This window comes from Streptomyces sp. cg36 (assembly GCF_041080675.1).
Classification (GTDB): Bacteria; Actinomycetota; Actinomycetes; order Streptomycetales; family Streptomycetaceae; genus Streptomyces.
Map to the genome: position 1 here is coordinate 7,660,406 of NZ_CP163520.1, position 24,874 is coordinate 7,685,279.

General features: G+C 73.6%; 23 protein-coding genes. 9 read left to right on the top strand and 14 right to left on the bottom strand.

The genetic code is table 11. From position 1 onward, the window contains the following. The first annotated feature begins 25 nt into the window (after positions 1-25). On the top strand, positions 26-1,213 hold the full coding sequence (locus AB5J87_RS33770) for a hypothetical protein (RefSeq protein ID WP_369382485.1): 1,188 nt from the start codon (positions 26-28) through the stop codon (positions 1,211-1,213). Between the two features lie 9 nt (positions 1,214-1,222). Here the strand turns inward: AB5J87_RS33770 and AB5J87_RS33775 are convergent, their stop codons facing one another. The 4 genes from AB5J87_RS33775 to AB5J87_RS33790 all read right to left on the bottom strand — a co-directional run bounded on the left by AB5J87_RS33775 (position 1,223) and on the right by AB5J87_RS33790 (position 4,445). After that, positions 1,223-1,909, bottom strand: coding sequence for a hypothetical protein (locus AB5J87_RS33775; RefSeq protein WP_369382486.1), 687 nt, complete (start codon positions 1,907-1,909; stop codon positions 1,223-1,225). A 21-nt stretch (positions 1,910-1,930) separates the two neighbouring features. After that, positions 1,931-3,811: a hypothetical protein gene (locus AB5J87_RS33780; protein WP_369382488.1), complete on the bottom strand. Its 1,881-nt coding sequence runs from the start codon at positions 3,809-3,811 to the stop codon at positions 1,931-1,933. A gap of 88 nt (positions 3,812-3,899) precedes the next feature. Beyond that, positions 3,900-4,118, bottom strand: a complete 219-nt coding sequence (locus tag AB5J87_RS33785; RefSeq protein WP_369382489.1) for a hypothetical protein — start codon at positions 4,116-4,118, stop codon at positions 3,900-3,902. A gap of 111 nt (positions 4,119-4,229) precedes the next feature. After that, complete coding sequence (locus tag AB5J87_RS33790) at positions 4,230-4,445, bottom strand: hypothetical protein (protein WP_369382490.1); 216 nt, start codon at positions 4,443-4,445, stop codon at positions 4,230-4,232. A gap of 225 nt (positions 4,446-4,670) precedes the next feature. Here AB5J87_RS33790 and AB5J87_RS33795 point away from each other — a divergent pair, with 225 nt between their 5' ends. The 3 genes from AB5J87_RS33795 (at position 4,671) to AB5J87_RS33805 (ending at position 6,530) form a co-directional block, all read left to right on the top strand. Next, complete coding sequence (locus AB5J87_RS33795) at positions 4,671-5,057, top strand: helix-turn-helix domain-containing protein (RefSeq protein ID WP_369382491.1); 387 nt, start codon at positions 4,671-4,673, stop codon at positions 5,055-5,057. A gap of 203 nt (positions 5,058-5,260) precedes the next feature. Beyond that, positions 5,261-5,521 carry a hypothetical protein gene (locus AB5J87_RS33800; RefSeq protein ID WP_369382493.1) on the top strand — a complete coding sequence of 87 codons (261 nt, stop codon included), beginning with the start codon at positions 5,261-5,263 and terminating at the stop codon, positions 5,519-5,521. A gap of 181 nt (positions 5,522-5,702) precedes the next feature. Beyond that, complete coding sequence (locus AB5J87_RS33805) at positions 5,703-6,530, top strand: hypothetical protein (protein ID WP_369382494.1); 828 nt, start codon at positions 5,703-5,705, stop codon at positions 6,528-6,530. Between the two features lie 52 nt (positions 6,531-6,582). On the opposite strand, the gene AB5J87_RS33810 is transcribed toward AB5J87_RS33805, so the two are convergent. The 3 genes from AB5J87_RS33810 to AB5J87_RS33820 form a co-directional block, all read right to left on the bottom strand. After that, on the bottom strand, positions 6,583-8,634 hold the full coding sequence (locus AB5J87_RS33810) for a tetratricopeptide repeat protein (protein ID WP_369382496.1): 2,052 nt from the start codon (positions 8,632-8,634) through the stop codon (positions 6,583-6,585). A 40-nt stretch (positions 8,635-8,674) separates the two neighbouring features. Beyond that, a complete protein-coding gene (locus tag AB5J87_RS33815; protein ID WP_369382497.1) occupies positions 8,675-9,892 on the bottom strand; it encodes a hypothetical protein in 1,218 nt (405 codons plus the stop codon). A 491-nt stretch (positions 9,893-10,383) separates the two neighbouring features. After that, positions 10,384-11,619, bottom strand: a complete 1,236-nt coding sequence (locus AB5J87_RS33820; RefSeq protein WP_369382498.1) for an MFS transporter — start codon at positions 11,617-11,619, stop codon at positions 10,384-10,386. A 383-nt stretch (positions 11,620-12,002) separates the two neighbouring features. On the opposite strand from AB5J87_RS33820, the gene AB5J87_RS33825 reads away from it, so the two are divergent. Then, the gene (locus AB5J87_RS33825) at positions 12,003-12,431 is read left to right on the top strand and encodes a MarR family transcriptional regulator (RefSeq protein WP_369382499.1); all 429 of its coding nucleotides are present in this window, start codon (positions 12,003-12,005) and stop codon (positions 12,429-12,431) included. Between the two features lie 11 nt (positions 12,432-12,442). Here AB5J87_RS33825 and AB5J87_RS33830 read toward each other — a convergent pair whose 3' ends face one another. From AB5J87_RS33830 to AB5J87_RS33855, 6 genes are all read right to left on the bottom strand, one after another. Further along, positions 12,443-13,099, bottom strand: coding sequence for a class I SAM-dependent methyltransferase (locus tag AB5J87_RS33830; RefSeq protein ID WP_369382501.1), 657 nt, complete (start codon positions 13,097-13,099; stop codon positions 12,443-12,445). Between the two features lie 118 nt (positions 13,100-13,217). Next, positions 13,218-13,964 carry a DUF1838 family protein gene (locus AB5J87_RS33835; protein WP_369382502.1) on the bottom strand — a complete coding sequence of 249 codons (747 nt, stop codon included), beginning with the start codon at positions 13,962-13,964 and terminating at the stop codon, positions 13,218-13,220. A gap of 176 nt (positions 13,965-14,140) precedes the next feature. Then, complete coding sequence (locus AB5J87_RS33840; RefSeq protein WP_369382503.1) at positions 14,141-15,040, bottom strand: CAP domain-containing protein; 900 nt, start codon at positions 15,038-15,040, stop codon at positions 14,141-14,143. 126 nt (positions 15,041-15,166) lie between these two features. Then, the gene (locus AB5J87_RS33845) at positions 15,167-17,617 is read right to left on the bottom strand and encodes a hypothetical protein (protein ID WP_369382504.1); all 2,451 of its coding nucleotides are present in this window, start codon (positions 17,615-17,617) and stop codon (positions 15,167-15,169) included. Positions 17,618-17,628: 11 nt separating this feature from the next. Then, a complete protein-coding gene (locus tag AB5J87_RS33850) occupies positions 17,629-17,952 on the bottom strand; it encodes a trypco2 family protein (protein ID WP_369382505.1) in 324 nt (107 codons plus the stop codon). Positions 17,953-18,122: 170 nt separating this feature from the next. Beyond that, complete coding sequence (locus AB5J87_RS33855) at positions 18,123-18,665, bottom strand: CGNR zinc finger domain-containing protein (protein WP_369382506.1); 543 nt, start codon at positions 18,663-18,665, stop codon at positions 18,123-18,125. Positions 18,666-18,751: 86 nt separating this feature from the next. Between AB5J87_RS33855 and AB5J87_RS33860 the strand changes: the two genes are divergently transcribed. Next, positions 18,752-20,362, top strand: a complete 1,611-nt coding sequence (locus AB5J87_RS33860; RefSeq protein ID WP_369382508.1) for an FAD-dependent monooxygenase — start codon at positions 18,752-18,754, stop codon at positions 20,360-20,362. A 31-nt stretch (positions 20,363-20,393) separates the two neighbouring features. Here AB5J87_RS33860 and AB5J87_RS33865 read toward each other — a convergent pair whose 3' ends face one another. Next, on the bottom strand, positions 20,394-20,765 hold the full coding sequence (locus AB5J87_RS33865) for a peptidoglycan-binding protein (RefSeq protein WP_369382509.1): 372 nt from the start codon (positions 20,763-20,765) through the stop codon (positions 20,394-20,396). A gap of 225 nt (positions 20,766-20,990) precedes the next feature. On the opposite strand from AB5J87_RS33865, the gene AB5J87_RS33870 reads away from it, so the two are divergent. The 3 genes from AB5J87_RS33870 to AB5J87_RS33880 are packed head-to-tail and all read left to right on the top strand — an operon-like array spanning position 20,991 to position 24,571. After that, positions 20,991-22,517: an alpha/beta fold hydrolase gene (locus AB5J87_RS33870; RefSeq protein WP_369382511.1), complete on the top strand. Its 1,527-nt coding sequence runs from the start codon at positions 20,991-20,993 to the stop codon at positions 22,515-22,517. A 45-nt stretch (positions 22,518-22,562) separates the two neighbouring features. Beyond that, entirely contained in the window at positions 22,563-23,270 is a 708-nt protein-coding gene (locus AB5J87_RS33875) for a response regulator transcription factor (protein ID WP_369382512.1), read from the top strand. Next, positions 23,270-24,571: an ATP-binding protein gene (locus AB5J87_RS33880; protein WP_369382513.1), complete on the top strand. Its 1,302-nt coding sequence runs from the start codon at positions 23,270-23,272 to the stop codon at positions 24,569-24,571. Before AB5J87_RS33875 ends, AB5J87_RS33880 begins: the two co-directional genes overlap by 1 nt. The last annotated feature ends 303 nt before the right edge of the window (positions 24,572-24,874 follow it).

Here is a 24,874-nt window from a genome sequence, read left to right on the forward strand (position 1 = left end):
TCCTGCTTGCCGGGGGAGGTGGCCCATGCGGGTGCGCGGCAAGTACGAGTACGTGGACGCCATCCAGTGGCTCGGGGACGCGAACTACTCCGATGTGTGCGCGTTCATCGGCATCCCGCCGCAGGCCGCAGCCGAGCCCGCGCGCGACGGAGCACGGCGGATCTACCTGCCGGGGGAGTACGAGTTCGAGGCGGTGCCGGGCGACTGGATCCTGCGCGACGACATGGTGGGCCGGTGCCTCAGTGCCTCGTCGGGCGAGTTCGCCAGGACCCACGACCAGCAGGGCGTCGGCGAAGCGGGGCTGGTGGACTTCCCCTTCCTGCGCCGGGGAGTGGCGCGCTACCGCCGCAAACCCCGGCACATCGAGGCCCTCCAGTGGCTGGGCGACACCAACTTCGCCGAGGTGTGCCGCTTCGTCGGCGTTCCCGAGGACGAGGGGGCCGACCGGGGCTGGCTGAGCCTGCCGGCGCCCAGCTACGCCGAGGAGCCCCGCACGGCCGTCCCGGGGCAGTGGATCCTGCGGTGGCCGAACCACACCTTCCTCAGCGTGAGCCCCATGTTCATGCTGGAGAACTACGACCCCGTGGACCCCGGGGAACACCTGCTCAAGGGAGTGGCGCCGTACCAGGAGAGGGAGGACGCCACCTATGTGGAGGCCCTCTACTGGAACGGCGCCGACAACTACCGGGAGGTGTGCGCCTTTTCGGGGGCGAAACCGCAGGACGAGAGCGGTGACCGGGGAGTGCTCCACCTCTCCGAGCACGAGACGGCGGTCTTCCCCGGCAGCTGGATCATCCGCCAGGTGGAACGCGGGAGGGTGGACGTCACCGCCGAGGACTACAGCGGCCACATGGAGCACTGGTACGCGCTCGTGGTCCCCCCGGACAGCGGGCCGCTGGGCCACCCCGCGCAGTGGAAGCGGCCCCAGCGGTTCTGCCGACTGCCCTGGCCCGCCCTGGCCATCCAGTGGCGCGGCGAGGCCAACCTCGCCGAGGTCTGCGCGTTCCTGGGCCGGCCGCTGCCCGGGCCCGGCGACGACCGGACCGTGATCCATCTGCCGGAACGCGACGAACAGGCCGTCACACCGGGCATGTGGATCGTCTTCAGCGTGCTGCGCTACCGGGGCCTGACGGCCGAGCGCTTCCACGAGGTGTACGAGCCCTGCGACCCGCCGTCCGATCCCCGCCTCGTGCGGACCGCGGACCGGCCCTGACCGCCGGGCTCAGCGGGTCGGCCAGCCGTCCAGACGGCGGTGCACGGTGACGTCCGGCCGGGCACCGGCCGTCGTCGGCGCCGACGAAACGGCTTGGTGGAGTACGGAGTTGACCTCGGCGGCCAGGGCGTCGACCCGCTGTTTGAGGTCCTGGGCGGGGGTGGTGGAGCGGGCCAGCGCGTCCAGTCGGCGGTGGATGTCCGCCAGCTTGCGCTGGGCCGCGCTGTCCAGGTGGAACGGCCGCGCGGTCGAGACGACGAACTGGTAGGCCCCCGCCAGGGTCTGGCACCCGTCGCAGTGCTCGTTGACGGCGTCGCTGAGGTTGACCGCGTTGAGCCTGACGTGCTCTCCGGCCAGGGTGACGATCTGGAAGGAGAGGGCCACCGAGCGGCAGTGCGCGTCGGCGGAGCACCCCACGGACACCGCCTGGGCCCGGTTGCGCAGGTCGGCGGCCTTGACCGTGCCGAACTGCTCGACGGTGAAGGTGTCGTCGACCCGTGTGGGGTGGTGGCTGTCGGCCCGGGTGGAGCTGGCGTCGTGGGCGATCGCCACCTCGCGGTGCGGGGGCGTGACGGCGATGGCCTGGGCGGGCGCGGCCGTGGCCACACCGGCGGCCCCGGCGGCGAGCAGCCCGATGCGCAGGGCGTGCCGGGTGAGCGGGTGCTGGCGGACGGCGGACTTGCGGTGGATGCTCACGTTTTCTCCTGCTGTCGTGGGTCAGGTCGCGGCCGGGCTCGGCGGCGGCGCGGACACGGGGCTCGTGGACGGAGCGGGGCTGGGGGGCGGCGCGGAGGGCGACGGCCCGGGGGAGGGGGGTGCGGCGGGGCTGGTGGACGGTGGCGGAGGCGCCGCGGCCGGGCCGGTCGTGGGGGACGGCGCGGTGGTCGCGGGCCGTGGCGTCGGCGACGGGTGCGGCGTCTTGGCGGGAGCGGTGGTGGGGCGGTGGGTGGCGGCCGGGCCAGGCGCGGCGTGGCGGGCGGCGGGCCTGCTCGCGGCGGGAGTGGGACGGGGGCGGTGCGGGCGCCGGGGCGGTGTGTGCCGCACCGGCGCGGGGGCCGCCGACACTCCGGGCTGCAGGATCGGTGCGAGCGGCGCCTGTTTCGGCAGGGGCTTGGGCGTCAGGCCGGACACCCACGCGTAGCCGAGGCCGGAGAGTGCGACCAGGACCACCGCGCACAGGGCCGCTCGCAGCGCGGGCCGCCCGGCGGTGGACCGTTTGGCGGCCCGGCCCGCCCTGCCCCCGAGCTTGGCGCACAGATAGACGACACCGGCCATGGGGCAGAGCAGCATGACGCAGCCGATGACGCCGACGAGGCCGGAGGCGATCTCCCCGTCGGCGAACGCGCCCCCGGTGCCCGCCAGTTGGTCGACGAGGGAGCGGATCATCGTGGTGGCGATCCGGGGCAGGTTCCAGGCGCCGTAGCCGAGTTCGGCGACGATCAGCGGCACCATGGTCAGGACCCAGGTGGCGACGATGAGCCGGGCGGACCTCTTGAGGTCCGCGACCTCCGCGCGGGCGCGGCGCCCCTTCGCGCCGGGGCACAGGCTGAGCAGAATGGGTCTGATCTTGCCGTACAGGTCCGGGACGCCCGCCAGGTCGCCGAGGATGTAGTAGCCGTCGAGCCGCACGGCGGGCATGAGCTGTTCCAGGATCTCGAAGTGGCCCAGGTACACCGCCGCCAGGAAGAACGCCTGGCCGGTGGCGAAGTAGGCCCCGGCCATGGCGAGCATGAAGACGACGTTGAAGTACACGCCGCCCAGATCGGTGCGCAGCCGGCCCGCCCGGCCGATCCGGTACACGTCCGTCACGTCCGTGTACATGGAGGGCCAGATCAGGAAGAGCCCGCACCCGATGCAGCCGGGGCGGGCCCCGCCGTATCTGCAGGCGGAGGCGTGGCCGAACTCGTGGAAGACGAGCGAGGCCACGGTGAGCCCGAAGACCACGAGCAGGAGGACCGGCTGGTCGAGCACCTCCAGGACGGGCCGCATGGCCCCGAAGTACCCGAAGAGCCAGACGTCCATGACCGCGGCGACGGCGAGGGCGAGCACCACCGCCTTGGGGCGGTGCAGCCAGGCCAGCAGGGCGGCGATGCGGGCCACCCTGCGCTCGTCGAAGATCACCCGGTGGCCCTTGAGGGCGAGCAGGAGGTCCGACCGGGGGGCGCGGACCTCGTCCTCCCGCAGCCCCTCGGGGACCGTGACGCCGAGCGGGTCGAGCTTCCGCTCGATCAGGTACCGCACGTTGTCCGTGCTCACCTCGCGCCCGAACCGGGCGCTGACCCGGTGCGAGAGGGTTTCGACGTCCCGGACGCCGTCGATCGACTGGGCGAGCAGATAGAGCAGCCGCGACAGCTGCACCACCTGCCCGTCGGCCCGGCGGGCGATGTACTTGGGATCGGTGAACCCCGAGCCCTGGTACTCGCCGTGCAGTTGGAGCCCGGTGCTCAGCCGGGGTACGGGCGGCGCCCCGTCCGCGCCGCCCGCCGTCTGCGGGGCGTCCGAGGTGACGTCCGTGTACGCGACCGGAAGCCCCCCGGGGCCGGGGACCGGGGTCCCCGTGTCGTACCAGACTGCCGCTCCCTCACCGAGCACGGCCATGAATGGGTCCTCCCCCCGAGGGCGGGCCGCGCCATCCCCAACGCGGCCCGCCGACTTGCGATGTGCGCGGTGCCCGTGACCGCGTGTGCTACTGCGTGACGGTGATCGACTGGACGGCCTGCGACTCGGCGGACGACCACACGGAGTGGTCGTTGAGCGCGGCGGACTCGTTGTGGGCGGTGATGTGGCTGACGTGCTTGGTGACGTCGACGCTCTTGCCGAAGCTGAACTTCAGGCGTCCCAGGGCCTCGCGGCCCGGCAGCAGCTCGGCGGACTCGGACTCCAGCTCGTTCATGTTCAGGCTCATGGCATGTCCTTTCAGGATGTGCTTCGTTGGTAGAGCAGTGCCGCCTCGGCGCCCGGCCGGTGTGCGCGGCGGGGGCTGCGAGGGTGCGGTGGTGCGGTGGTGCGGGTACGGCTACTGGGCGACGTGGATGTTCTGGACCGCGGAGGACTCGGCGGACGACCAGGCGGAGTGGTCGTTGAGGGCGGCGGACTCGTTGTGGGCGGTGATGTGGCTGACGTGCTTGGTGACGTCGACGCTCTTGCCCAGGCTGAACTTCAGGCGTCCCAGGGCCTCGCGGCCCGGCAGCAGCTCGGCGGACTCGGCGTCGAGCTCGTGGTGGTCGAGCATGGTGGTTTCCCCCTCGGGAACGGGTGCTCACGGCCGGACGGGCATGGGTCCCCCCGCCTGTCCGGCACGATTGGACGTGCTGTCCAACGAGATTGGACGCTAGTGGCCCGGGCCGTCACGGCGCAAGCGGTTCGCCCCCAGCGGTCCGGAGAGAAGCCAACGGCCCCCTAGAATCGATCCGACGCGGAAGGGTTCCGCCCGGTGCCGAACGGAAAGTGACCATCTGTGGCCAACGCACTGCAGAAGATCATCAGAGAGCGCCTGGATCAGAACAGCTGGTCGTACGGCGACGTGGCCCGCCGCGGCGGCATCCCCCGTTCCACCGTCCACCATCTCGCCACCACCGACCGGGTGGCCCGGATGCCGCAGCCGGCCACCCTGGAAGGGCTGGCCAAGGGGCTCGACCTGCCGCTGGACACCCTGCGGCAGGCCGCCGCCGAGGCGTGCGGCATCCACGTCTACGCCGCGGGGCAGGCGCCCGCCGCCCAGACGGCCGCCGACCCCGAGGTCGACCTGCTCATCGCGAGTCTGCAGCGGCTCTCCGCCAGCGACCGCCGCCATGTGGCCGCGCTCGTCGAATCCCTGCTGAACCGCCCCCCGCGGAGCGAATGACCCGCCCGCGCCCGCATGTGCGGCGCCACGGCCGCCGGGGGCATTCCGCTGAGGACGCCCGGTGCGCGGTGCCGGTTCCGCGGACGACGGATGTCGGCGAAGAATCCGGGACCGGCCGAATCGCCCGGGTTCCCCGGCTACTCTCTCGTTCTGCCCGGGACGCGTGAGCCGCACGGTCGGTCCTCGGCCCCCGAGGGGGAGATGTGCTGCTTGTGCATGGTGGACCCACCACCGCCGTTGTCAGGGGAAGCACCGGCGAGTCGGTCGTGCTGCTCTCCGGTGAACTGCCCGACGTCCTCACCGACGCCGCCCTCGCCGAACTCGTCAACCTCGCCGCGGCGATACTCGACGAGGAGGAGCTGGGACTCTTCCGCCGGTGCCTGGACACCCTGCGGCGCGGCGAGGGCCCCGCGCCGCGCCGCATCGAGGTCGACGGCGCGGTCCTGACGGTCTACGAGGACTGAACACCCCCTGCTCCCGGGCCCGTTGAACCTCCGCGCGGCACCGGCTGCCCGGAGGACTCCCCTCCATCGCGCACCGCCCGTACGCTCGGGCACCTCGCGACCGGCGCCGCCGCGGACCTGCGGACGGTCCCGGCTTCCCGGCCCGGGGCGAGACAGGTGAGCACACCGAGAAGGGGAAGCGATGAGCATGCACCGCATCGGACGGCGACAGGCGTTACGGGCCGGCCTCGCCGCCGCAGTCGTGACGGGAACCGGCGCCGGGGGAGCCGTCCTCGCGGGGGCGGGCACGGCCGGCGCCGCCGAGCGTGCGGCCCCGGCCGCGCCCCGGAGCCGAGTCGGCCGTCCGGGCACACAGCTGCCGCCCGTACCCGGCATGTTGGGTGACCGGCTGGCCAACGAGTTCTGGTACGTCTTCGACGACACGACCCTCTTCCACCGCTCCCAGGAACTCGACGACGCCTACACGGCGATCAGAACGTACGCGGGCGGACTGGAAGCACAGGTCATCGACGCCTGGCGCACCAGATACCAAGAGCCCGGCTATCCAGGAAACTTCCGCGACTGGATGGCTCCTCTAGCGGAGCCGCTGCGCCTGATCTCCCGCACCCAGCTCGGCGTCTTCGACCAGTTCTACCACCGCCGCGACCCCCGACTGGTCGTCGCCTTCGCCGAGTTCGGGCAGGGCACCCTGTACGACCCGCGCCGGGTCGCCGACGGCAACGGCGTGCACACCATGAACCGGTTCACCGGCTACCACGCCTGGCACGTCTACGCGCGGGGCACGGCGCTGCTCGGCATCGACCGGCGGCGGTGGTACGAGCTCGCGCCGCTGATCGGGTTCGCCTGGGGCCTCCAGTCCCTCGCCCAGCCCTCGGCCGAGAACCCCAACCGGCCCCTGCCGCGCCGCACGGTGGCCCAGCAGGCCGCCTACTGGCTGCCGCGCGGACTTGAACGGCAGGACGAGGACTTCCAGTCCACCCCGTACCCCAGGGCGCCGATTGGCGGCTGACGCCGCGACGGTGTGGTGCGGGGCCGCGGCCGGACGCCGCGGCCCCGCGCGCTCAGCGGTCCGTCCCCGCAAGGCGCGAGCGGCACGCGGCGAGCCGCTCCGCCAGCTCCTCGCGGTCGGCGCCCGGCAGCTCCAGCGCCCGGGCGTAGTCGGCCACGGCCGCCTCCCACCGTCCGGCGTCCTCGTGGACGTACCCGCGGTTGTGGAAGAGGCCGGGGTCGTCGGGGGAGCGCTCCAGCGCCGTCGTCAGATCGTCCAGCGCCGCCTCGTGGTCGCCGAGGGCGAGATGGGCGCAGGCCCGGTTGGCGTGTGCTCCCGCGAGCGCGGGATCGAGGGTGAGGGCCCGGTCGAAGCTGTGCAGCGCGGACGCCGCCGAGTCGAGCGCGAGCAGCGCCGTGCCGTGCACCGAGTGCAGGAGCGGGTCGTCGGGGGCGAGGGAGAGGCCCTCGGCGGCCAGTTCGGCCGCGTCCGCCGCACGGTCGTCGTCCAGCCACAGCTCGGCCAGGGCGAGGCGCGCGTCGGCCCGGCCCGGCTCCAGCTCCAGGGCGCGGGCGAACTCGGCGGCGGCATCGCCCTCGCCCGTCTGGACGTACAAGTCGCCCCGGTTGTAGTGGAGTTCGACGAACGGCGGGCTGATGGCCTCGACCTCGGCGTAGTCGGCCAGCGCGGCCTCGAAGCGCCCCTGCTGGTGGTGGAGGACGGCCCGGTCGAAGCGGTACTCCGGGTGGTGCGGGTCCACGGCGACGATCCGGTCGTACTCCTCCAGCGCCTCCCCGCCCCGCCCCAGGCGCGCGAGCAGCTGGGCCCGGTTGTGGTGCAGCACCGACTTGTGCAGGAGGTGGCGGTCGGCGGGCAGACCGTCGTCCACCGCCGCCATGGCCGTCGCCACCAGGTCCAGCGCTCCCGCCAGGTCGCCCAGGTGCATGGCGACCAGGGCCTTGCCGTTGTGCATGAACGCGGTGTGGAAGGCGCGGTCCTCGGCGTCGGGGAGCTGCTCGATGAAGGCGATGGCGGTGTTGATGTGCGCGAGCGCCCGCAGGTGGTCCTTGCGGGAGGTGTCGTAGAGGCGGGTGAACAGGACCGAGAGGGCGTAGCTGACGGTGGTGTGCACCTTGGGGTCGGTCGTGCGCGACAGTACGTCGTAGTAGGCGGCCTCGGCCTCGGCCGGGCGGTCGAGCAGGGCCAGGCACAGCCCGCGCTGGCGCAGTTGGCGGTAGCGGACGGGCCAGGGGGCGTCGGGGCCGAGCAGGGCGGCCATGCGCTCGTTGAGTTCCAGGGCGGCGGTGTAGTACCCCATGCCGAGGCAGTGCTCGACGGCCGCTTCGAAGGCCGCCGGCGCGGTCTCGGGGGAGCTGCCGTGCGCGCGGTGGTGGGGGAGCGCGCCGAGGCGCCAGGCGCGGACGGGGGACGCCTCCAGCTCCTCGGCGCGCACGTCGTGGAGTTTGGCGCGCTCGGCGTCGTCGAGGAGGCGGTAGGCGTCGTCGGCTCCGCCGGTGCCGTCGGTGCGCACGAACTGCTCGCCGGTGACGGCGGGCGGGGCCGCGACGGGCGGTGCGGCGCGGTGCTCGGCCCGGCCGTCGAGGCGGGCCGACAGATGGGCGGGGAGCGGTGCGTCCTCGGGACCGCAGAGCACGAGCCGTACGCGGCGCGCGTCGAGCCGGCGCAGCGCGATGTCGAGGAACTCCGTGTCGGTCGCGTCCGCCTCGTGCACGTCGTGGAGGACGAGGGTGAGCGGGTCCCCCGGGTGCGCGGCCAGGAAGTCGACCAGGCCGTTGGCGATGCGGCGGGTGCGTTCCCGCGCGTACCAGCGGGTGCGCTCGCCGGGCGGGGCCGCCGAGGTGAGGGTCGCCTCCGCCGCCCCGAGCAGCCCGCCGAGTTCGGGGGCCGCCGCCAGGACGGACAGCCGGGTACCGGCGGTGGGCGGTGCGCCCCGCCCGTGCGCGGCCGGTACGAGCAGGCGCATCAGCTCGCCGGCTCCGGTGTAGGGGCCGCGCAACCCGCGGTGGCATTCCACGGCCGCCGCCGGGGACAGCCCGGCCGCCGCGGCCTGCCGTGCGGCCCGGGTGGGGCCGGTGAGCCATATGTGCGACGTCCTGTCCTGCACGCCGATCCTCCTTGTCAGCCCGGTGAAGTCCTCGCACGCGTCAGGGGTTGGGGGCCGTCTTCGCGGCCCTGTCGGCGGCCGACCGGCGCAGCCGGTCCCGTACCGCGATCCACGCGGCGACGCCGAACTGGACGAACATGATCAGCGCGGCCACCGCCGCGTCCCAGAAGCCGGCGTCCGGCGAGCCGGACGACAGCGCCGTGTGGAAGCGGGTGGCGAAGCCCACCAGGACGGGCAGCGCCGCCGCCGCGGCCAGTGCGCACAGGGCCGCGCTGCCCACCACGAGCAGCGGGGCGTACCAGCGCAGTACGGCCAGTTCGCGGGGGGTGGCCGTGGCCGCGAGCGGTGGTGTCTTCGCCCGGGCGCGGCGCGGCAGCCAGGGGGTGCGCTCCCGCAGGTGGGAGCGGGCGAGCTCCTGGAGGTCGGGCAGGGCCAGCACGTGCGCGAACAGGTGGTGCAGATCCGTCTCCAGGAAGAACAGGCACTGCCAGGCCATCCGCATCAGCGCGCCGAAGGCGAGCGCGAGGGCGAGACCGCCCCACACGGTGACGGAGCCGTGCGCCAGCAGGTCGGCCCAGGCGGCGAGGGTGAGGACGGCGGCGACCAGCGCGTCGGCGACGAGCCCGGCGAGCACCGGCAGGACGCGTTTGCGGCGGGGGACGCCCATCAGCCCCACCAGGGTCGTCTGGAACACGACGAAGTACAGCCGTCGGCCGAGGCTGAGGCGGCTGGGCAGACCGAGCCGCCGTCCGGCCAGGACGTGGAAGGACTCGTGCAGCGCGATGCCCGGGAACTGCCCCAGGAACGAGGCGAGTTCGACCAGCAGCAGCGAGGAGCTGAAGAATACGTTTGAGGGGCCGGGGCGCAGGGCGGGCTCGCGCACGGCCGCGGTCACGGCCGCGGCGACGAGCGCCGTGTAGAGGATCCAGGCGGCGGGGGAGAAGAGGGCCGCGCCCAGTCCACGCAGGGCGACCGTGTCCGAGGGGCCGGGCCGGTGCGGTGGTTCGTCGTCGCGGCGGATGAACCGGAGTTCGTCGAGGGTGTCGACCAGGTCCTCGATGTCGGCTTCCTCGCCGTAGGCGGCGGCGTACCGGAGGGCGGCGTCATGGACGGTCGCGCCGTCCCGCAGCCAGCGCACGACGGCGGCGGCGTCGGCGGGAAAGACCGCGAACGAGTCGATGTCGGAGCGGCCGATGACGACGTCCTCGCCCTCCTCGACGAACGTCAGCGGGTGGAGCGCGACACGGGTGCCGTCCACAGCCCTCCCCTCGGGAGAACGGGGATGTGCGGCCCCGTCCCAGGGGGCCGCACACACCGTCTCCCGGTGCTCAGCACCACCAGTCGTAGACGGACGTGCCGCTCGTCAGGCGCACCGGACCGGTCTTGCGGACGCGGAACTTCTTCATTCCGGCCGTGGGCTGCTTGAGCTGCTTCATCCCAACCGTCCTTTCCCAGAGGTGGTCGGTGGCCATCGCGCCCGCACGGGTCGGCCCGTCGGCTTTCGTGCTGCGGTGGTCCACCCCTACCGAGAGGGTCGCGGTGGATCTGACTGCTCGTCAATGAGCTGAGATGGACGCACCGGCCGTCGGCGGCAGTTTGTCTCATTCGTAAGTGATACGAGGATGAACAAATCCGGCGCGATACACGCAGGGCGGGTCGTTCCCGGCCGCGGAACCGCGTTCTCCGCAGGTCATACGGTGTTCGTGTACGGCGCACTCGGGCCAACGCGCCCTGGAACAGGGGTAGTTGCTAGGGGTTCTGCCGGGTGGGCCGCACCGGCGGCGGCCCGGCCGGGAGCGGCTGGCCCCGCCCCGCGGCCAGGGATGCCGAGAACCGTGCGCGGGCGACCGGCCCGACCAGTGCCACGGGCAGGGTGACGGCCGCGGCGATCGCGAAGAGCACCCCGAAACGTTTGTCGTCCGCGAGCCCGCTGACCAGATACGTGCTGAGCGCGGCCCCGGTGTACACGGCGCACGCGACCAGCGAGGTGGCGATGCCCCGGACCTGGGGCGGCGCGACCTCCGTCCCCCAGGTCTGCACGGTGGACTGGACGAGCGCGAAGGCGAGTCCGGACAGCACGCTGGCCGCCAGTACGGTCACCATCGACTGGGTGGGGACGCAGACCAGATAGCCCACGCCGAGCAGGACGCTGCCGACGGCGAAGTGGGTGGCCGGGGAGACCCGCTCGCCCAGGGCGCGCACGGCCACACCGCCCGCCACGGCCGCCAGGCCGTAGCTGCCGGTGACCAGACCGGCGTAGACGACGCTGTGCCCGCCCGACTGGAGCGCGGTGTTGAGGAAGTTGAAGAAGCCCAGCATGGCCGCGCCCTCGAAGACGGCGAAGGCCACCAGGAACCGGAACCAGCCGATGCGGAAGACCATGGCGAGGCGCGCGGACACGCTCGTTCCGCCGGGCGCCGGGGCGGACGCCTCCGGCAGCCGGCCGAAGGCGAGGACGAGCACCGGCGAGCAGATCGCCACCAGCAGGATCGCCGCGCGCCAGTTCCACAGATGGGTGAAGACGCCCGCGACCACGGTCGCCGCGGCCGTGCCGACGGCCCCGGCCGCGAGCACGCTCGCCACGGTCCGCTGCCGCTGGGCGAACGGCAGCCGGTCGCCCACGTACGCCACCATCACCGGGAGCAGCGCCGCCGCCGAGGCGCCCGCGAGCGCGCGCCCGAGGATGAGCACCCCCAGGTTGGGGGCGAGCGCGGAGACCAGGTCGGCCGCGCACATGCCGAGCAGGGAGGCGCGCATGACCCGGACGCGCCCGTACACGTCCGAGACGAGGCCGTGCACGGGCTGCATGAGGCCGAACAGCAGCAGATAGGCGGTCAGGGCGATGGTGACGTGGGAGACGCTGACGCCCAGGCCCTTGGCGGCGGGCAGCAGCAGCGGGGTGATCACGATCCGGTCGAAGTTGCCGAGGAAGGAGCCCGCGTAGATCAACCGCATGTCCTGGGCGTCCGTGGTGCCCTTGTTCATGGCCCTTCCTCCGGCTCGGCGGTCCGCTGACGGGCTGCGGTCGTCGTGTGCACCCGCGCCTCCATGGCTGCCCGGAAAGGCCAATTCGTCACTGGCGCTGATAGTCAGAGGACCTGATGGGTCAGTATGGGGCGGCTGGCTGGAATCGTCAATGTGGTGGCGGTATTTCGCGGCGCCGCCGCTCGGGAGGGTCGTCCGCCAGGTCGGCGAAGGCGGCCCGCGATGCTCGCGGTTGAAGACTTGACGTGTCTCAAAACCGTTGGTCTTCTGTCTAATTGACAGTCAGTGCCGCTGTCGGACCCGAAGTGCTGAGGGGTGGCGGAGGGATGGCCGTGAGCGACGACGCCGGTGTCGGGGACCCACCCCTGTGTGAGGGGCCCGCGTTGCCCCGGGCGTTCCAGCAGTGGCACGGCTTCCTGTTGTGCGCGGCCGCGAAGGCGGCCACGGGACGCGTCGAGCGGGGCCTGGGCCCACTCCAGGTGACGATGCGTCAGTTCGGGGTGCTGAGCGTCGTCGCCGCCCGGCCCGGACTGAACCAGCGGGCGGTGGGCGACCTGCTCCGCCTCCACCGCATGACCGTCGTCGCCCTCGTCGACAAACTGGAGGGCACGGGGCTGATGGAGCGCAGGCGCGGTCCCGACCGGCGGAAACTGGCACTGCACGTGACCGAGCGCGGTGCCGTACGCCTCGAAGAGGCGCAGGAGGCGCTGGCCCGGGCGCACCAGGAGTTCCTGAGCCCCTTGACCGCCGAGGAACGCGAAGCCCTGCGCAGGCTGCTGGTGCGTCTCGTGGTGCGGCGGCCCGGCCTCTGAGGGGCCCTGGCTCAGCCGTCTCCCACAGCGCCGCCGACCGGCCGGCTGGCCCGGACGACCGTGGCGTACGCCTCCCGCTCACCCGTGGAAGTGGTGACGGTGTGCGGCACCCGCGCGGCGCGTTCGACGCGCAGCTCCGGCAGCTCCGCGCACAGGCGCTCCGGGGTGAACATCTTCTCCGGCTCGGAGGGACCTTCGAGCCCCCGGCCGAGGTTGTCGACGTGGTGCCCCACGATCACCAGCCGCCCACCGGGGGCCAGCGCCCCGGCGGCGCGCGCCAGCAGCCGTGCCCGCTGCGGCGGTTCGATGTGGACATAGGTGATGAGGGCCAGTCCGAAGCCGCCCGGCGGCGGTTCGTACGAGGCCAGGTCCGCGAGGACGGTCGTCACCTCCAGGCCCTGCTCGGCGGCGTCCCGGCGGGTGCGCTCCAGGGCCGCCGCCGAGAAGTCCACGGCCGTCACCCGCCAGCCGTGGCGCGCCAGCCACAGCGTGTGGCGCCCGGCACCCGCGCCGAGGTCGAGGGCCCGGTGCCCCGGCGCGTCCGGGCGGCCGGACGGGCCCGGCGACACCAGCGCCAGCTCCTCGACGGCCAGGGGATGGGGAGCGAACGTCCAGCCGACGTCGCCGTGGAGGTAGCGCCGGTCCCAGTACTCCGCCGAATGCGTCATCCCCGCCCCGTCTGTGCGCGCTGGAAGCAGTCCCGAGCGGACTCGGGCGCCCTGAAGCACCTGACAGCGAAACAGACGGCCGCCACTCCTGTCCATCGCGGGAGCACGGGCGCGGTCGCTACCGGGGAGGATTGAGCTTGCGGAAGTACGTCCAGCTCGTCTCGTTGGGCTCGCTCCACTTCTCCGGCGCCCGGGCGAACTCCGGGTGGTGGGCGGCGATGTAGGCGCGGGTGCGCTCGGGGACCTCGGCGTACGAGGCGAGCTTGCGCCCCCGGCAGTGGAAGGTGAGGCCGCCGGGCCGCTGGCCCCGGGCCATCCAGGGCAGCCACGGCGACATCCGGCTCCACGACATGGTGGCCGGGACGCCGGGTGCGGAACCGGCCAGGTCGGCGCGGTCGGCGAAGAACTGGAAGAGTTCCAGGGCCCGGTAGGTGTCACCGGCCGAGTGGAGGGGATATTGCGCCACCGGCAGCGGCGACGGGTAGGCGAGGGGGATCTCCAGGCTGAAGCAGACCTGCCCGCCCAGTTCCGTCGTCGTTATCGGGAAGGGGCGCCACCGCTGGTTCGCCGGGTCGTTCCAGACGTGCGTCACGGGCAGGTCCTGCCAGGTCTCCAGGATCTCGCGGGTCACCGGGTCGAGGTAGAAGGCGGCCTCCCGGGTCAGCAGCCGGTAGCCGTCCGGCCCGTCCTCGGCGTCCTGGACCAGCCGGGCGACGTTCACCCCCTCGAAGCCGAAGACGCGCCGGTACGGCTCGTCGGGCGCCCACGAGTACACGTCGCCGGACCACCAGTACGTCACCTCCTCGCCGTCGAGCGAGGCCCGGGTGCGGGCGAGGGAGCGCAACAGTTCCGCGGGTGTCGTCATGGGTCCACTCTGCGCGACGCGGGCCGGATGCGAAACTCCCGCCCTCGTGCGGCCGGGGCGCTCCGTGGTGAAGGACCGGGGGCGGCGGTGCCCGGCGCGCGCCGCGGCGCCGGGCCCGCGGCACGCGCACGCACCCGCCGCGCGCGGCGGCGCGGCGCGGCCGGGGAGCGGCCCGGTCAGCCGACGAAGTCCTGGGCCCACCAGTAGTTGCCGTTCCCGTCGACGGTCACGCCGACGCCGGTGTACTTGTAGGCGTCGCCCAGGATGTTCTTCTCGTGCAGCGGTTCCTTGATCCAGGCGTCGACGACCGAGGCGGCGTCCTTCCACATGCCGGGCGCGCCGGCCGCGTTCTCGGCCACGGAGCCGAACTGGCGCGGGTAGCCGTACTTGCGGAGCGTGTCGAACACCCCGGGGAAGGTCCAGTGCCCCTGCTGGCCGCGTCGGGCCTCCTCGTCCGCCTCGTCCTGCGCGGTGCGGGCCACGGAGTCCTCGTACTGGAGCGCCGCCTTGCCGTGCTGTACGCGGTAGTTGTTGACCAGGTCGAACACCTGCCGCTGGAGTGCGGCGGGCGGGTTCTGGCCCTGGTCGCCCCACTTCCACACCTGGGAGGCGGTGTAGTTGCAGGTGTAGATCTGCAGCGCGGTGTCGTCGGCGGCGATCCCGCCGGGCACGTCCAGGCACTTGTTGGACTGCGGGTTGATGAGCACGTCGCCCTGGTAGCGGACCCACTTCTGCGCTCCCGAGCCGTTGCAGTCCCACAGTCGCACGGGGGTGCGGTCGGCGGTGCCGCTGTTGGCCACGTCCAGGCACTTGCCGAACGCGCTCATCGTCGCGCCGATCTGCCCGGGCTGCTCGGTGTAGGTCCACTTCTGCGACGCGGTGCCGTTGCAGCCGTGGATCTGTACGGGGGTGCCACTGGTCTGGATGCCGCCGCGCACGTCGAGGCACTTGCCTCCGAGCCCCACGACCTGGCCGGTCAGCTGCGCGGCCTGCGCCGTGGCCGGAACGGCGGCGATGCCCAGCGCGGCCACCGCCAGCGTTCCCCATAGGTGCGACTTCTTGAGCGCCAGTCCCATGGCGGTCCCTCCTTGTCCTCGCGTCCTCGGCCCGGGCGCGTCACCAGGGCCGTTCACCTCGTGGAGGACGGTAGGAAGGGGCAGTCCACATCCGATAAACGCCCACTGACCGGGGAGGCGGCGGTGTCAGCCGGTGAGCAGGAGGGGCACGATGACCCCGGCCACGACGAGGGCGGTGACGGCGACGATGAGCATGACCTGGAAGTCGCCGAGGCCGTTGGCCCACTGGGTCAGCGAGGTGGCCCCGGTGCGCGGCGCAACGTCCGGCCGGGGTGGGGGCACGGGCCTGCGGTCGGTTCGGGGCCCGCGCTTTGCGGTGTGTGAGGCGCGGACGGCCTCCTCGATGGCGCGCAGCCAGTCCGCCCGTTCCCCCGGCGGCAGTTGTCGCGCGACGGTGTCGGCCGAGTGGCGCAGGGTTTCGGTGTGCGCGGCGACGGCGCGGGCGGCGCCCGTGAGCAGCTGCGGCTGCGTGGGCAGGGCGCGTACGAGCATGACCATGCAGTGGCGGCGCTGGTGCTCGCCGAGGCGGGGGCTGCTGAGCACCCGGTCGAGGAAGCCGTCGTCCTCGGGCTCGGCGGCGTCCGCCCGCTCCGGTGGGGCGGGGGCCTCGTGCTGGGCGATGAGGGCGGCGAGGAGCGCGTCGGGGCCGATGCCGCCCAGATACGTGCGGTCGGGCGCGGGGTAGAGGGCGCGGGCCATGCGGCGCAGCTTCAGAACGGTGTCCGGGGCCAGGTCGGGGGGACGGGGGAAACCGCGGTAGTGGAAGTCCCACGCCGTTTCGAAGACGCCGTTGGCCTCGCCCTTGGTCCTGGCGCGCCCCATGCCCTGCACGGTGATCAGGGTGCGCAACAGGTCGGGGTCGAGGGCCAGTTCCTCTCTGCGGGCGGCACGCTGGACGTGTTTCATCTCGTGCTCGATGAGGACGGCCTGGGCCGGGATGTCGTCGGTGAACCGGTCGGGCACGTCGAGCAGGACCCGGGCCAGGGCGTCCATGTGCACGGCGAGGACGGCTGGGTCGTCGTCCTCGCCGGGCTCGGGCGTCGGCGGCGGTTCGAGAGCCGGTCGCCGGTCGGTGTGGTCCCGGTCGGGGCTGTCGTCCGAGGGGCGGACCAGGTCGCCCCGGTGGACGGCGGCGGCGTTGGTGAACCGTCCGGGGGCGTCGGACCCGGGGTCGGCCAGGATGTCCGGCTCGGGGGCGCCCGGGGTGTCCGGCGGTGGCGGGGCGGCTGCCCGCAGCTGTTCGCGCGCGTCCTCGGCGTTCCAGTCGTCGGGCACGCCCGCCCGGTGCAGGGTGGCCAGCCGGCGGCCGAAGTCCCGTTCGGCCTGCTCGCGGAGCCGGAGGGGATCGGTGTTCCGGTACACCGCCCGGGGCGCCAGGGGCACGGCGAGCCCGGTGGTGAGGGCGGCGTTGCGGATCCGCAGCTGCCGCCACCAGGCGTCGACGGAGCGGGCCAGCAGCAGTACGCGGATGCGCCGGCCCGGCGCCTCGTGGGAGGAGAGCGCGGCCAGCAGCTGCTCGACCTGGGCGAGACGGGACTCGGCGTAGTCGACGACCACGAGGACGGGACGGACCAGATGGCGGAGCATGCCGTACGGCGGGGGCTGCAGCACCGGTTCCTCGGACAGGAAACCGGCGGTCCAGGGGACGTCCCGCCCGCCGGGCCGCCCGGCGGAGGGGCGGCGCTCGGAGAGCCGGCGGGCGAGCTCGGTCGCCACCCGGGTCTTGCCGGTCCCACCGGGCCCGTGCACGACGGCGACGTCCATCGGCCGTTCACTGGTGGACCACTCCCACAGGGCGTCCAGCTCGGAGTCGAGGCCGGTGAACTCCACTGTTTCGGAGCGGGGGGAGAGCAGGTAGGAGGCGGCCGAGGCGGGCCGGGGCGGGTTGTCGAAGAGCCCGTCGATGTCCGCGGGCTCCAGCCTCGGGCGCGTTCCGGTGGCCTGTTCGAGGATGTCGCCGAACTCCCGGTCGTCCAGCAACTGCCGTACGGGCAGCGCCTCCAGGCGGCCGTGGTTCCACCCCCGGGGCGCGGTGGTGACGAGGCCGAGGAGCAGGTCCTCGCAGAACACCCCGGCGCCGGAGATCCCCTGCCAGGGGGAGGAGCCCGCGTCGCCCTCGGGCGGCTGCCCGTCGATCTGCAGGCTGTAGGGGTGCGACGCGTTGTCGACCACGTTGATCCGCCCGGTCACGGCGGCCGGTTCCCGGTGCCGCCACGCCCCGCCCGCCGCGTCCACCCCACCGCGTACGGCGGCACGGGGCAGGCCCACCGCCGAACACTCCGGCACCGGCGTGGGTTTGGTGCAGGTCAGTTCGCCCCAGCGGACCGGGGCGAACACCTCTCCCAGCTGCTGCGGTCGGCAGCGCAGCAGCACCGCGTCCCCGCCCTGCCAGGCCACTTCGGCGCGGGCCTTGGGGCCGGGGCCGCTGCTGAGCAGGCGCACCACGGGGGGTGCCGCCTCCGCTCCGGCGACGGGCCCCGCCAGATGACGGGCCGTCAGGATCACACCGGGTGCGACCACGCATCCGGCGCCGACGCCGTTCAGGTACTCGACCGAGACCGCCCGGTTCCAGGACATGGCGGGCCCGGCTAGGAGAAGGGCCGTTCACGGCGGGTGGGGTCCTCGCCGACTTCGCCGTGGTCGCCGACCGTCACCGGCCCGTCGGTGTTCAGGGTGACGGTCATGCGGTGGGTCTGCCCGAGCGAGCGTTCGCGGCGGGCGTCGGCGGAGACCACGAACGCCTTGACGCCGCCGGAGGCCGCGGAGGTTCTGCGGATCTCGATGACGAAGTCGAGGACGACTTCCTTGACCTGGAAGCGGATGTGCGGAGTCGGCCACTCCCGCTGCGCCTCCTGGAGACCGGCGCGCACCGCCTTGATCGCCTCGGACAGCTCCGTGCCTTCGAATGCCATGGGTTCCCCCGCTCACGTTCGACACGCGGGACCAGTCTGCCCAGCCACGCGGCCGTGGGGGAAGAGGAACGCGCCACCGGGGCGTGGCCGCGGCGCGCGCTCCGTCCTGCCGCCGTCACTGAGGGGAGTGGTGTGGTCCGTGGGGCGGAGTGGGGTTCTCCGCCCCGGGGTCATGAACGTCGCTGGGCGCGGTGGGCGGCGACGCGTACGCGGGTGCCGCAGCGCGTCGAGCAGTACCGCTGGGGTGACTTGCGGCCGGTGTCGATGAAGTGGCGGTCGCAGCCCGGAGCCGCGCACCGGCCCCAGGCGCAGTGGCCGCGCTCGCTGAGCCAGAGGGCCAGGGCCAGGGCGCAGGTGGACAGGAGCCAGTGGGCGGGGTCGGCTCCGGGAGGCGTCTGGGAATGCAGCGCCCAGGGCCGTTCGGGCAGCCGGACCAGCCGGGGGCGGGACGGGTGGCGGTCGAGCAGAGCGTTGATGGCCTCGGCGGCCCGGTCCGTGTCGTCCGTGTCCAGGATGCGGGCGAGGGGCGCGATGGCCTCGCGCAGCTCCCGGCCCGTGGCCTCGGTGAGGCCGAGGTCCGGCCCGCCGTGGCGGTCCACCACACCCTGGAGCTCCTGCGCCGTCGCCGTCGCGTCCTGCTGGACGGTGTTGACCAGTTCGACCAGGAAGTGGAGTCCACGCGGTCTGTTGTCGTCGGCGGGCTGCCCCTGCATCCGTAACTCCTCCACGTCATCGGCGCTTCCGACCATGGTAACGTCAAAAACGAATGTTGGCGTTACTCCCGTTTTCGGTGCCGTGGATGGAGGCCCTCTTGTTCCCGTCGAGGACATCAGTGCTGGTGGTCGGGGGAGGGCCGGTCGGTCTGACCCTCTCGGGTCTGCTCAGCGGCTACGGCGTGGACCACCTCCTGGTCGAGAGGCGGCGCACCGCCTCGCGCCACCCCAGGGCCCGCGGCGTCTCCGCCCGTTCCATGGAGGTCTTCCGCCGGATGGGCCTGGAGGACGCCGTCCGCGCCGTAGGGCTCCCGGCCTCGCAGGTCTTCTTCTACCGGGGCCGCGACCTGGTCGACCCCGACTTCGTCCGCACCGGAGTGGCCGCACCGGCCGACGGGGAACCGGAACGCACCCCCTCGCCGGGCCTCATCTGCTCCCAGGACCAGCTGGAACCGCTCCTGCTGTGCCACGCCGCCGGCCCGGACGCCTCGCGGGTGCGCTTCGGTGTGCGGCTGGTGTCGTGCGCGGAGGGCGACGACGGGGTGGACGCGGTGGTCGAGGACGCCGCCACCGGCGCCCGGCACACCGTCCGCGCCGACTGGGTGGTGGGCTGCGACGGCGCCGGCAGCGCGGTGCGCGACGGCGCGGGCATCGCCATGACCGGTCCGACCGGTCTGGGCAGATATCTGAGCATCCGCTTCGAGGCGCCGCTGGGCGAGCTGGTGGCCGACCGCGCCAGCGCCTCGTACTTCCTCACCGACCGGGCGCGGGGCGGTTTCCTGGCGGTCGACAACGACCGGCACTGGATCTACCAGTACCCGCTGCCCGCCGACGGTACGGCCGAGCCGGGCCACTTCGACCACCAGCGGCTGGCCGCTCTCGTCCGGACGGCCGCCGGTGTCCCGGACCTCGACGTGACCGTGCGCGACACCATGACCTGGCGCATGGACGCCCGGCTGGCAGGCGCCTACCGCCGTTCCCGGATCCTGCTCGCGGGTGATGCCGCACATCTGACACCGCCGACCGGCGGACACGGCATGAACACCGGGATCGGGGACGCGGACAACCTCGCCTGGAAGCTCGCCGCCGTCACCGCCGGGTACGCCGGGGCCGCTCTGCTGGACACGTACGAGAGCGAACGGCGCCCCATCGCCCGCCAGGTCATCGACATCTCCACCGCCAACGCGCGCAACCGCGCGGGCTACCGCATCGACGACGAACTCCTGCTGACGGCGGTCTACCGCTCCACGGCCGTCGTCCCGGCGCCCGGCGGCGGCGCCGAGAGCGCCCTGGACCCCGCCGCGGACCTCGGCGGACGCTGCCTGCGGGGCGGGCGCGTGCCGCACGTGCCCCTGCTCGGCGGCTCCGGGGCCGTCACGTCCACCCTGGACCTGGTCGGCCCCGGGTTCACGCTGCTGACCGGGGCGGAGAGCCCGTACTGGCGCCGACAGGCCGACGCGGTCGGGGACGGGGTCCCCCTCGCCGCCCGCGCCCTGGCCACCGGGACCCGGCGTGCGGCCGACGCCGGGCGCTGGGAGCGGCTGACGGGCACTCCGGCGCCGGACGCCGTCCTGCTGCTGCGTCCCGACGGTCACATCGCCTGGAGCGCCGACGGCCCCACGGGCGAACTCCCGGGCGTGCTGCGGAGGGTCCTGGCCCGCGAGAGTGGCACCGGCGGCGCGCGGAACCGCTGCTGACGAGCGGTCCGCGCGCCGCCGGTGGCGGGGATCAGCGGGTGGTGGGCAGGTAGGCGTTGCAGCCGTACGCGTCCTTGGTGGCGATGAGGAGGGTCTCGCCGGTCTTCGGTCCGACGACGCCGTCCTCGTCCAGGCCCGCCCAGTGCTGGAGGGCGTGGATCGCCCCGTCGGTGTCCTTGCCGAAGGCGCCGTCCACGGCGACCGTGTGGTAACCGGTCTGCCAGTGCAGCGAGTTGGAGATCAGCTGGACGCACCGGACGCTGTTGTACGCGTTCGCCTGGCCGTAGCCGACCCAGAGCGAGGTGCTGGAGGACGCCTGGGCGGTGCCCCCCAGGGCGCCGACGGTGGCCAGGGCGGCGGTCGCGAAGAGGACGGCGCCGCGACGCTTGATGCTGCTGCTCAAAGTAACTCCAGAAGCGGGAAGGGAAATGATCACCGGCGCTCCGGATTCTGCCGCGGCCCGCTAACAGGTCACCAACACGGCCGGGGGCACGTGTATTTTCGCCGCCCCGTTTTCTTACACACCTTTGCCTCCGCTCTTCCGTACCCCTTTCACGGGCCCGGCAAGGTCGTGTTCACACCGCGCGGGAGAGCCCGGCGGGACGGCATCGGACATGGAGGCACGGGAATGACGACGCACATGGGCGGGGCGCGCCGGGCGGGGCTGGCCGTGGGAACGATGGCGCTGCTGTTCTCCGCGCTGCCCACCGCGAGCGCCGCCACCTCGGCGGCGGTCGGCCCCGGCTGGTGCCCCACCGTCGCCGGACACCGGGTCGACTGCGACACGCTGCGCCGCCCCCTGGTGGCCGGCGAGCCGGAGCTCGGCACGATCGGGGTGAGTTACGCGGTGGTGCGCCACCGCGGCCCGGGCGCCGCCAAGGGAACCGTCGCCGTCAACCCGGGCGGGCCCGGCGAGGTCGCGATCGGCAAGGCCGAGCAGTTCGCGGGCGCCCTTGAGGGGCTCCTCGACGACCACGACCTCCTGCTGGTGGACCCCCGGGGCACCGGCGAGTCCGAACGGCTGCCGTGCGGGGTCACCGACGCCGAGTACCGCTTCGGCACCCGGGCCGAGCAGCGGGACGCGGTCGCGCGCTGCGCCCACCACCTCGGCCCGAAGGCGCGCGGTTACACCACGGCGGCCACCGCCGACGACATCGACGCCGTCCGTGCCCGCCTCGGCGTTCCGCGCCTCACCCTCTACGGCCTCTCGTACGGCACGTATCTGATGCCGGTGTACGCGGAGCGCCATCCGCAGCGGGTGCGCTCGATCGTGCTGTCCGGCGCCTATCCGCACGACTTCGACCCGCTGGCGCGGCCGAACGCGCAGGCCGTGTCGCTGGCCCTGCGCCGGGTGTGCGAGCGTTCGGTGCCCCGCGCCTGCGACGGGGACAAGGCGGTGCGGGACCTGGCCACCACCGCGGCGCGGCTGCGGGCGCGGCCCTTGACGGTGCCGGTCACCGCCGACGGCACGACCCACCGCGTGCGCTTCACCGAGGGCAAGCTCGGCAATCTGCTGTACGAGGCCGCCAGCCGCGGTGCGGGGATGGAGCCGGCCGAGGCGTCGCTGCTGGGGAGCGCGCCCTGGGCGCTGGACCGTTTCGTGAAGGGCGACAGCGCGCCGCTGCGGCGTCTGGTGCAGGAGGACGGCGCCTCGGCGAGCGCCGAGGACCAGGCCCCGTACGTGGCCGTGGTCTGCAACGACTACCGCAAGGCGTGGGCGGCGGACGCGCCGTTGCCCGTGCGGTGGCAGCAGTACCGCAAGGCCCTGGCAGGGGCCGGACAGGGCGCGTTCGGCGCGTTCAGCGGCCGGGGGTTCAACGAGGCTCCCACGGACGGCGGGGACGTGTGCATCTCCTGGCCGCGCGAGAACACCGCCCGCCCGCAGCCCACCGGCCCGAAGCCGCCGAACGTGCCGGTGCTGGTCCTGTCGGGCGACCTCGACGCCAACACCCCGGACGCCAATGGCGTGCTGGCCGCGCGCGAGTTCCGCAACGGCGCGTTCTTCTCGGTGCGCAATGTCGGGCACGTCCCGGAGCTGGAGCCCAGCGGCTGCGTCACGGGCGTCACCAGCCACTTCATCCGCACCGGCACCCCCGGCGACACCTCCTGCCTGCGGACCCTGCCGCCGGTGTCCGTCACGCCCGTACGCCGCTGACGGGCCGGTGTCGTGACCACGCCCACCACCGGCGAAGATGATCACATGACTGAGGCAAGCGAGAACCGCCGGACGGTGCTGGTCGCCGAGGACGACCCCGGTGTGCGCAGCACGCTGGACCAGTTGCTGCGCTTCGAGGGGTATCGCGTCCTGCTGGCATCCGACGGGCTGGAGGCCCTGGAGCTGCTGGACCGCCACAGTCCGGACGTGGCGGTGGTGGACGTGGTCATGCCGGGCCTGGACGGCCTGGCGCTGTGCCGGATGCTGCGCCGCCGCGGCGACCGGCTGCCCGTACTGGTCCTGACGGCGCGTCACCAGATCGGCGACCGGGTCGCCGGTCTGGACGCGGGGGCCGACGACTATCTGGCCAAACCGTTCGCCACGGAGGAGCTGTTCGCCCGGATACGCGCACTGCTGCGCCGCACCACGGACGCGCCGGGCCCGGCGGCCACCGACGTGCTCGGCGTCGCCGACCTCACCCTCGACCCGGCCGCGCGCCGGGCGCACCGGGGCACCCGGCCGCTGGACCTGACCAAGACCGAGTTCGACGTACTGGAACTGCTGCTGCACCACGAGGGCGCGGTGCTCACCCGCACCCAGATCTACGAACGCATCTGGGGCTACGACTTCGACACCACCTCCCGCTCCCTGGACGTGTACATCGGCTATCTGCGGCGCAAGACCGAGCAGGACGGCGCCCCGCGCCTGATCCACACCGTGCGCAACGTCGGCTACACCGTCCGGGCCCTCTGATGCTGCGCGCCAAGATCACCCTGGTCGTGGTGGCCGCCGCCGCGCTCGCCATCACCCTGGCCGCCGCCATCTCCTACCGCAACGTCAGCGACGTCGTCGCCGAGCAGTTCGACCGCGCCCTGGACGACCGCGCCGCGACGGTCGTCGCCCTGCTGGGGGCCTCCCGCACCCCGCCCGCCCGGCCGGACACCACCGAGCAACTGATCGGCGCCGAGGGCTCGGTGCGTCCGCTGGCGCCGGGCCGGGCGACCCTGCCGCCCCCCGAGTCGGCCCTGCGCGTCGCCCGCACCGGACGGAGCGCCGCGCGCCAGGACCTGACGGTGGACGGCGCCGAGTACGGCGTCCTGACCACGCCCCTGCCCGGCGGCGGCGCGGTCATGATCGCCCAGCACTACGCCGGCGCCGAACGCATCGACCACGCCTTCCTGTGGCGCATCCCCTGGACCACGGTCGCCGCCACCGCCCTGTCGGCGCTGCTCAGCTGGCTCGCCCTGGACCGCGTCCTGCGCCCGGTGCGCCGGCTGGCCCGGGCCACCCGGACCATCACCACCACCCAGGACCTCACCACCCGGCTGCCGCCCGCCGGGCGCGACGAGATCGGCCAGCTGACCCGCAGCTTCGACGCCATGCTCACGGCCCTGCGCCGTTCGCGCGCCCAGCAGCAGCGGCTCGTCCAGGACGCGAGCCATGAACTGCGCACCCCGCTGACCTCGGTGCGCGGCAGCGCGGAGCTCCTCCAGCGCGGGCGCGGCAGACTGGCGCCCGAGGACGAGGAGAAGATCCTCACCACCCTGGTCACCGAGGCCGCCGCCCTCGACGCCCTGGTCCACGAGCTCGTCGACCTGGCCACCGACCGCACGACCGAGGAGGAGCAGACGGAGGTGGACCTCCACGCGGTCGCCGAGGAGGCCGCCGAGCGCTGCGCCCGGCGCACCGGCCGGGCCGTCACCGTCACGGCCGCCGCCGCCGTACCGGTGCGCGCCCGTCCGCGCGCGGTGCGGCGCTGCGTGGACAACCTCCTCAGCAACGCGGTGAAGTTCAGCCCCGAGGGCGCCCCGGTCACCGTCCACATCGAGGGACCCCGGCTCTGCGTACGCGACGGGGGCCCCGGTATCGCGTCGCACGAGCGGGAGGCCGTCTTCGACCGCTTCTACCGGGGCCCGCGCACCCAGGCGGTGCCGGGCTCCGGGCTCGGCCTGGCGATCGTCCACGACCTGGTGGCCGCCGACGACGGCGAGGTGTTCGTGGACGCCGCGCCCGGAGGCGGTGCGGAGGTCGGCTTCCGGCTGCGCCCCCATTGACTTCGTCAAGTGAAGGGATGCGCACCGCTTGACAGTCAATTGGCCCCACTGGCTTCATGTGTTGCAGGGTGAGCGCGTCGGTCCGGCGCGCCCGTCCCGTACTGGTTCTGCTTCGGAGGCGGCCGTCCGGCTGCCTCGGCCCGAGTCCTTCAAGTCATGTCCGGAAGAAGCCGAGGGAGCCGTCGCCCATCGAGGAGAGCGCTCTCAAGAAGCCCGCTCCGCCCGACCGCCGAGCGCTCGGCGCCCCGGCACGACCACCCGACTCCAGCACCGCCGCCCGGCCGCTCGGAGCCGGGCGGCCAC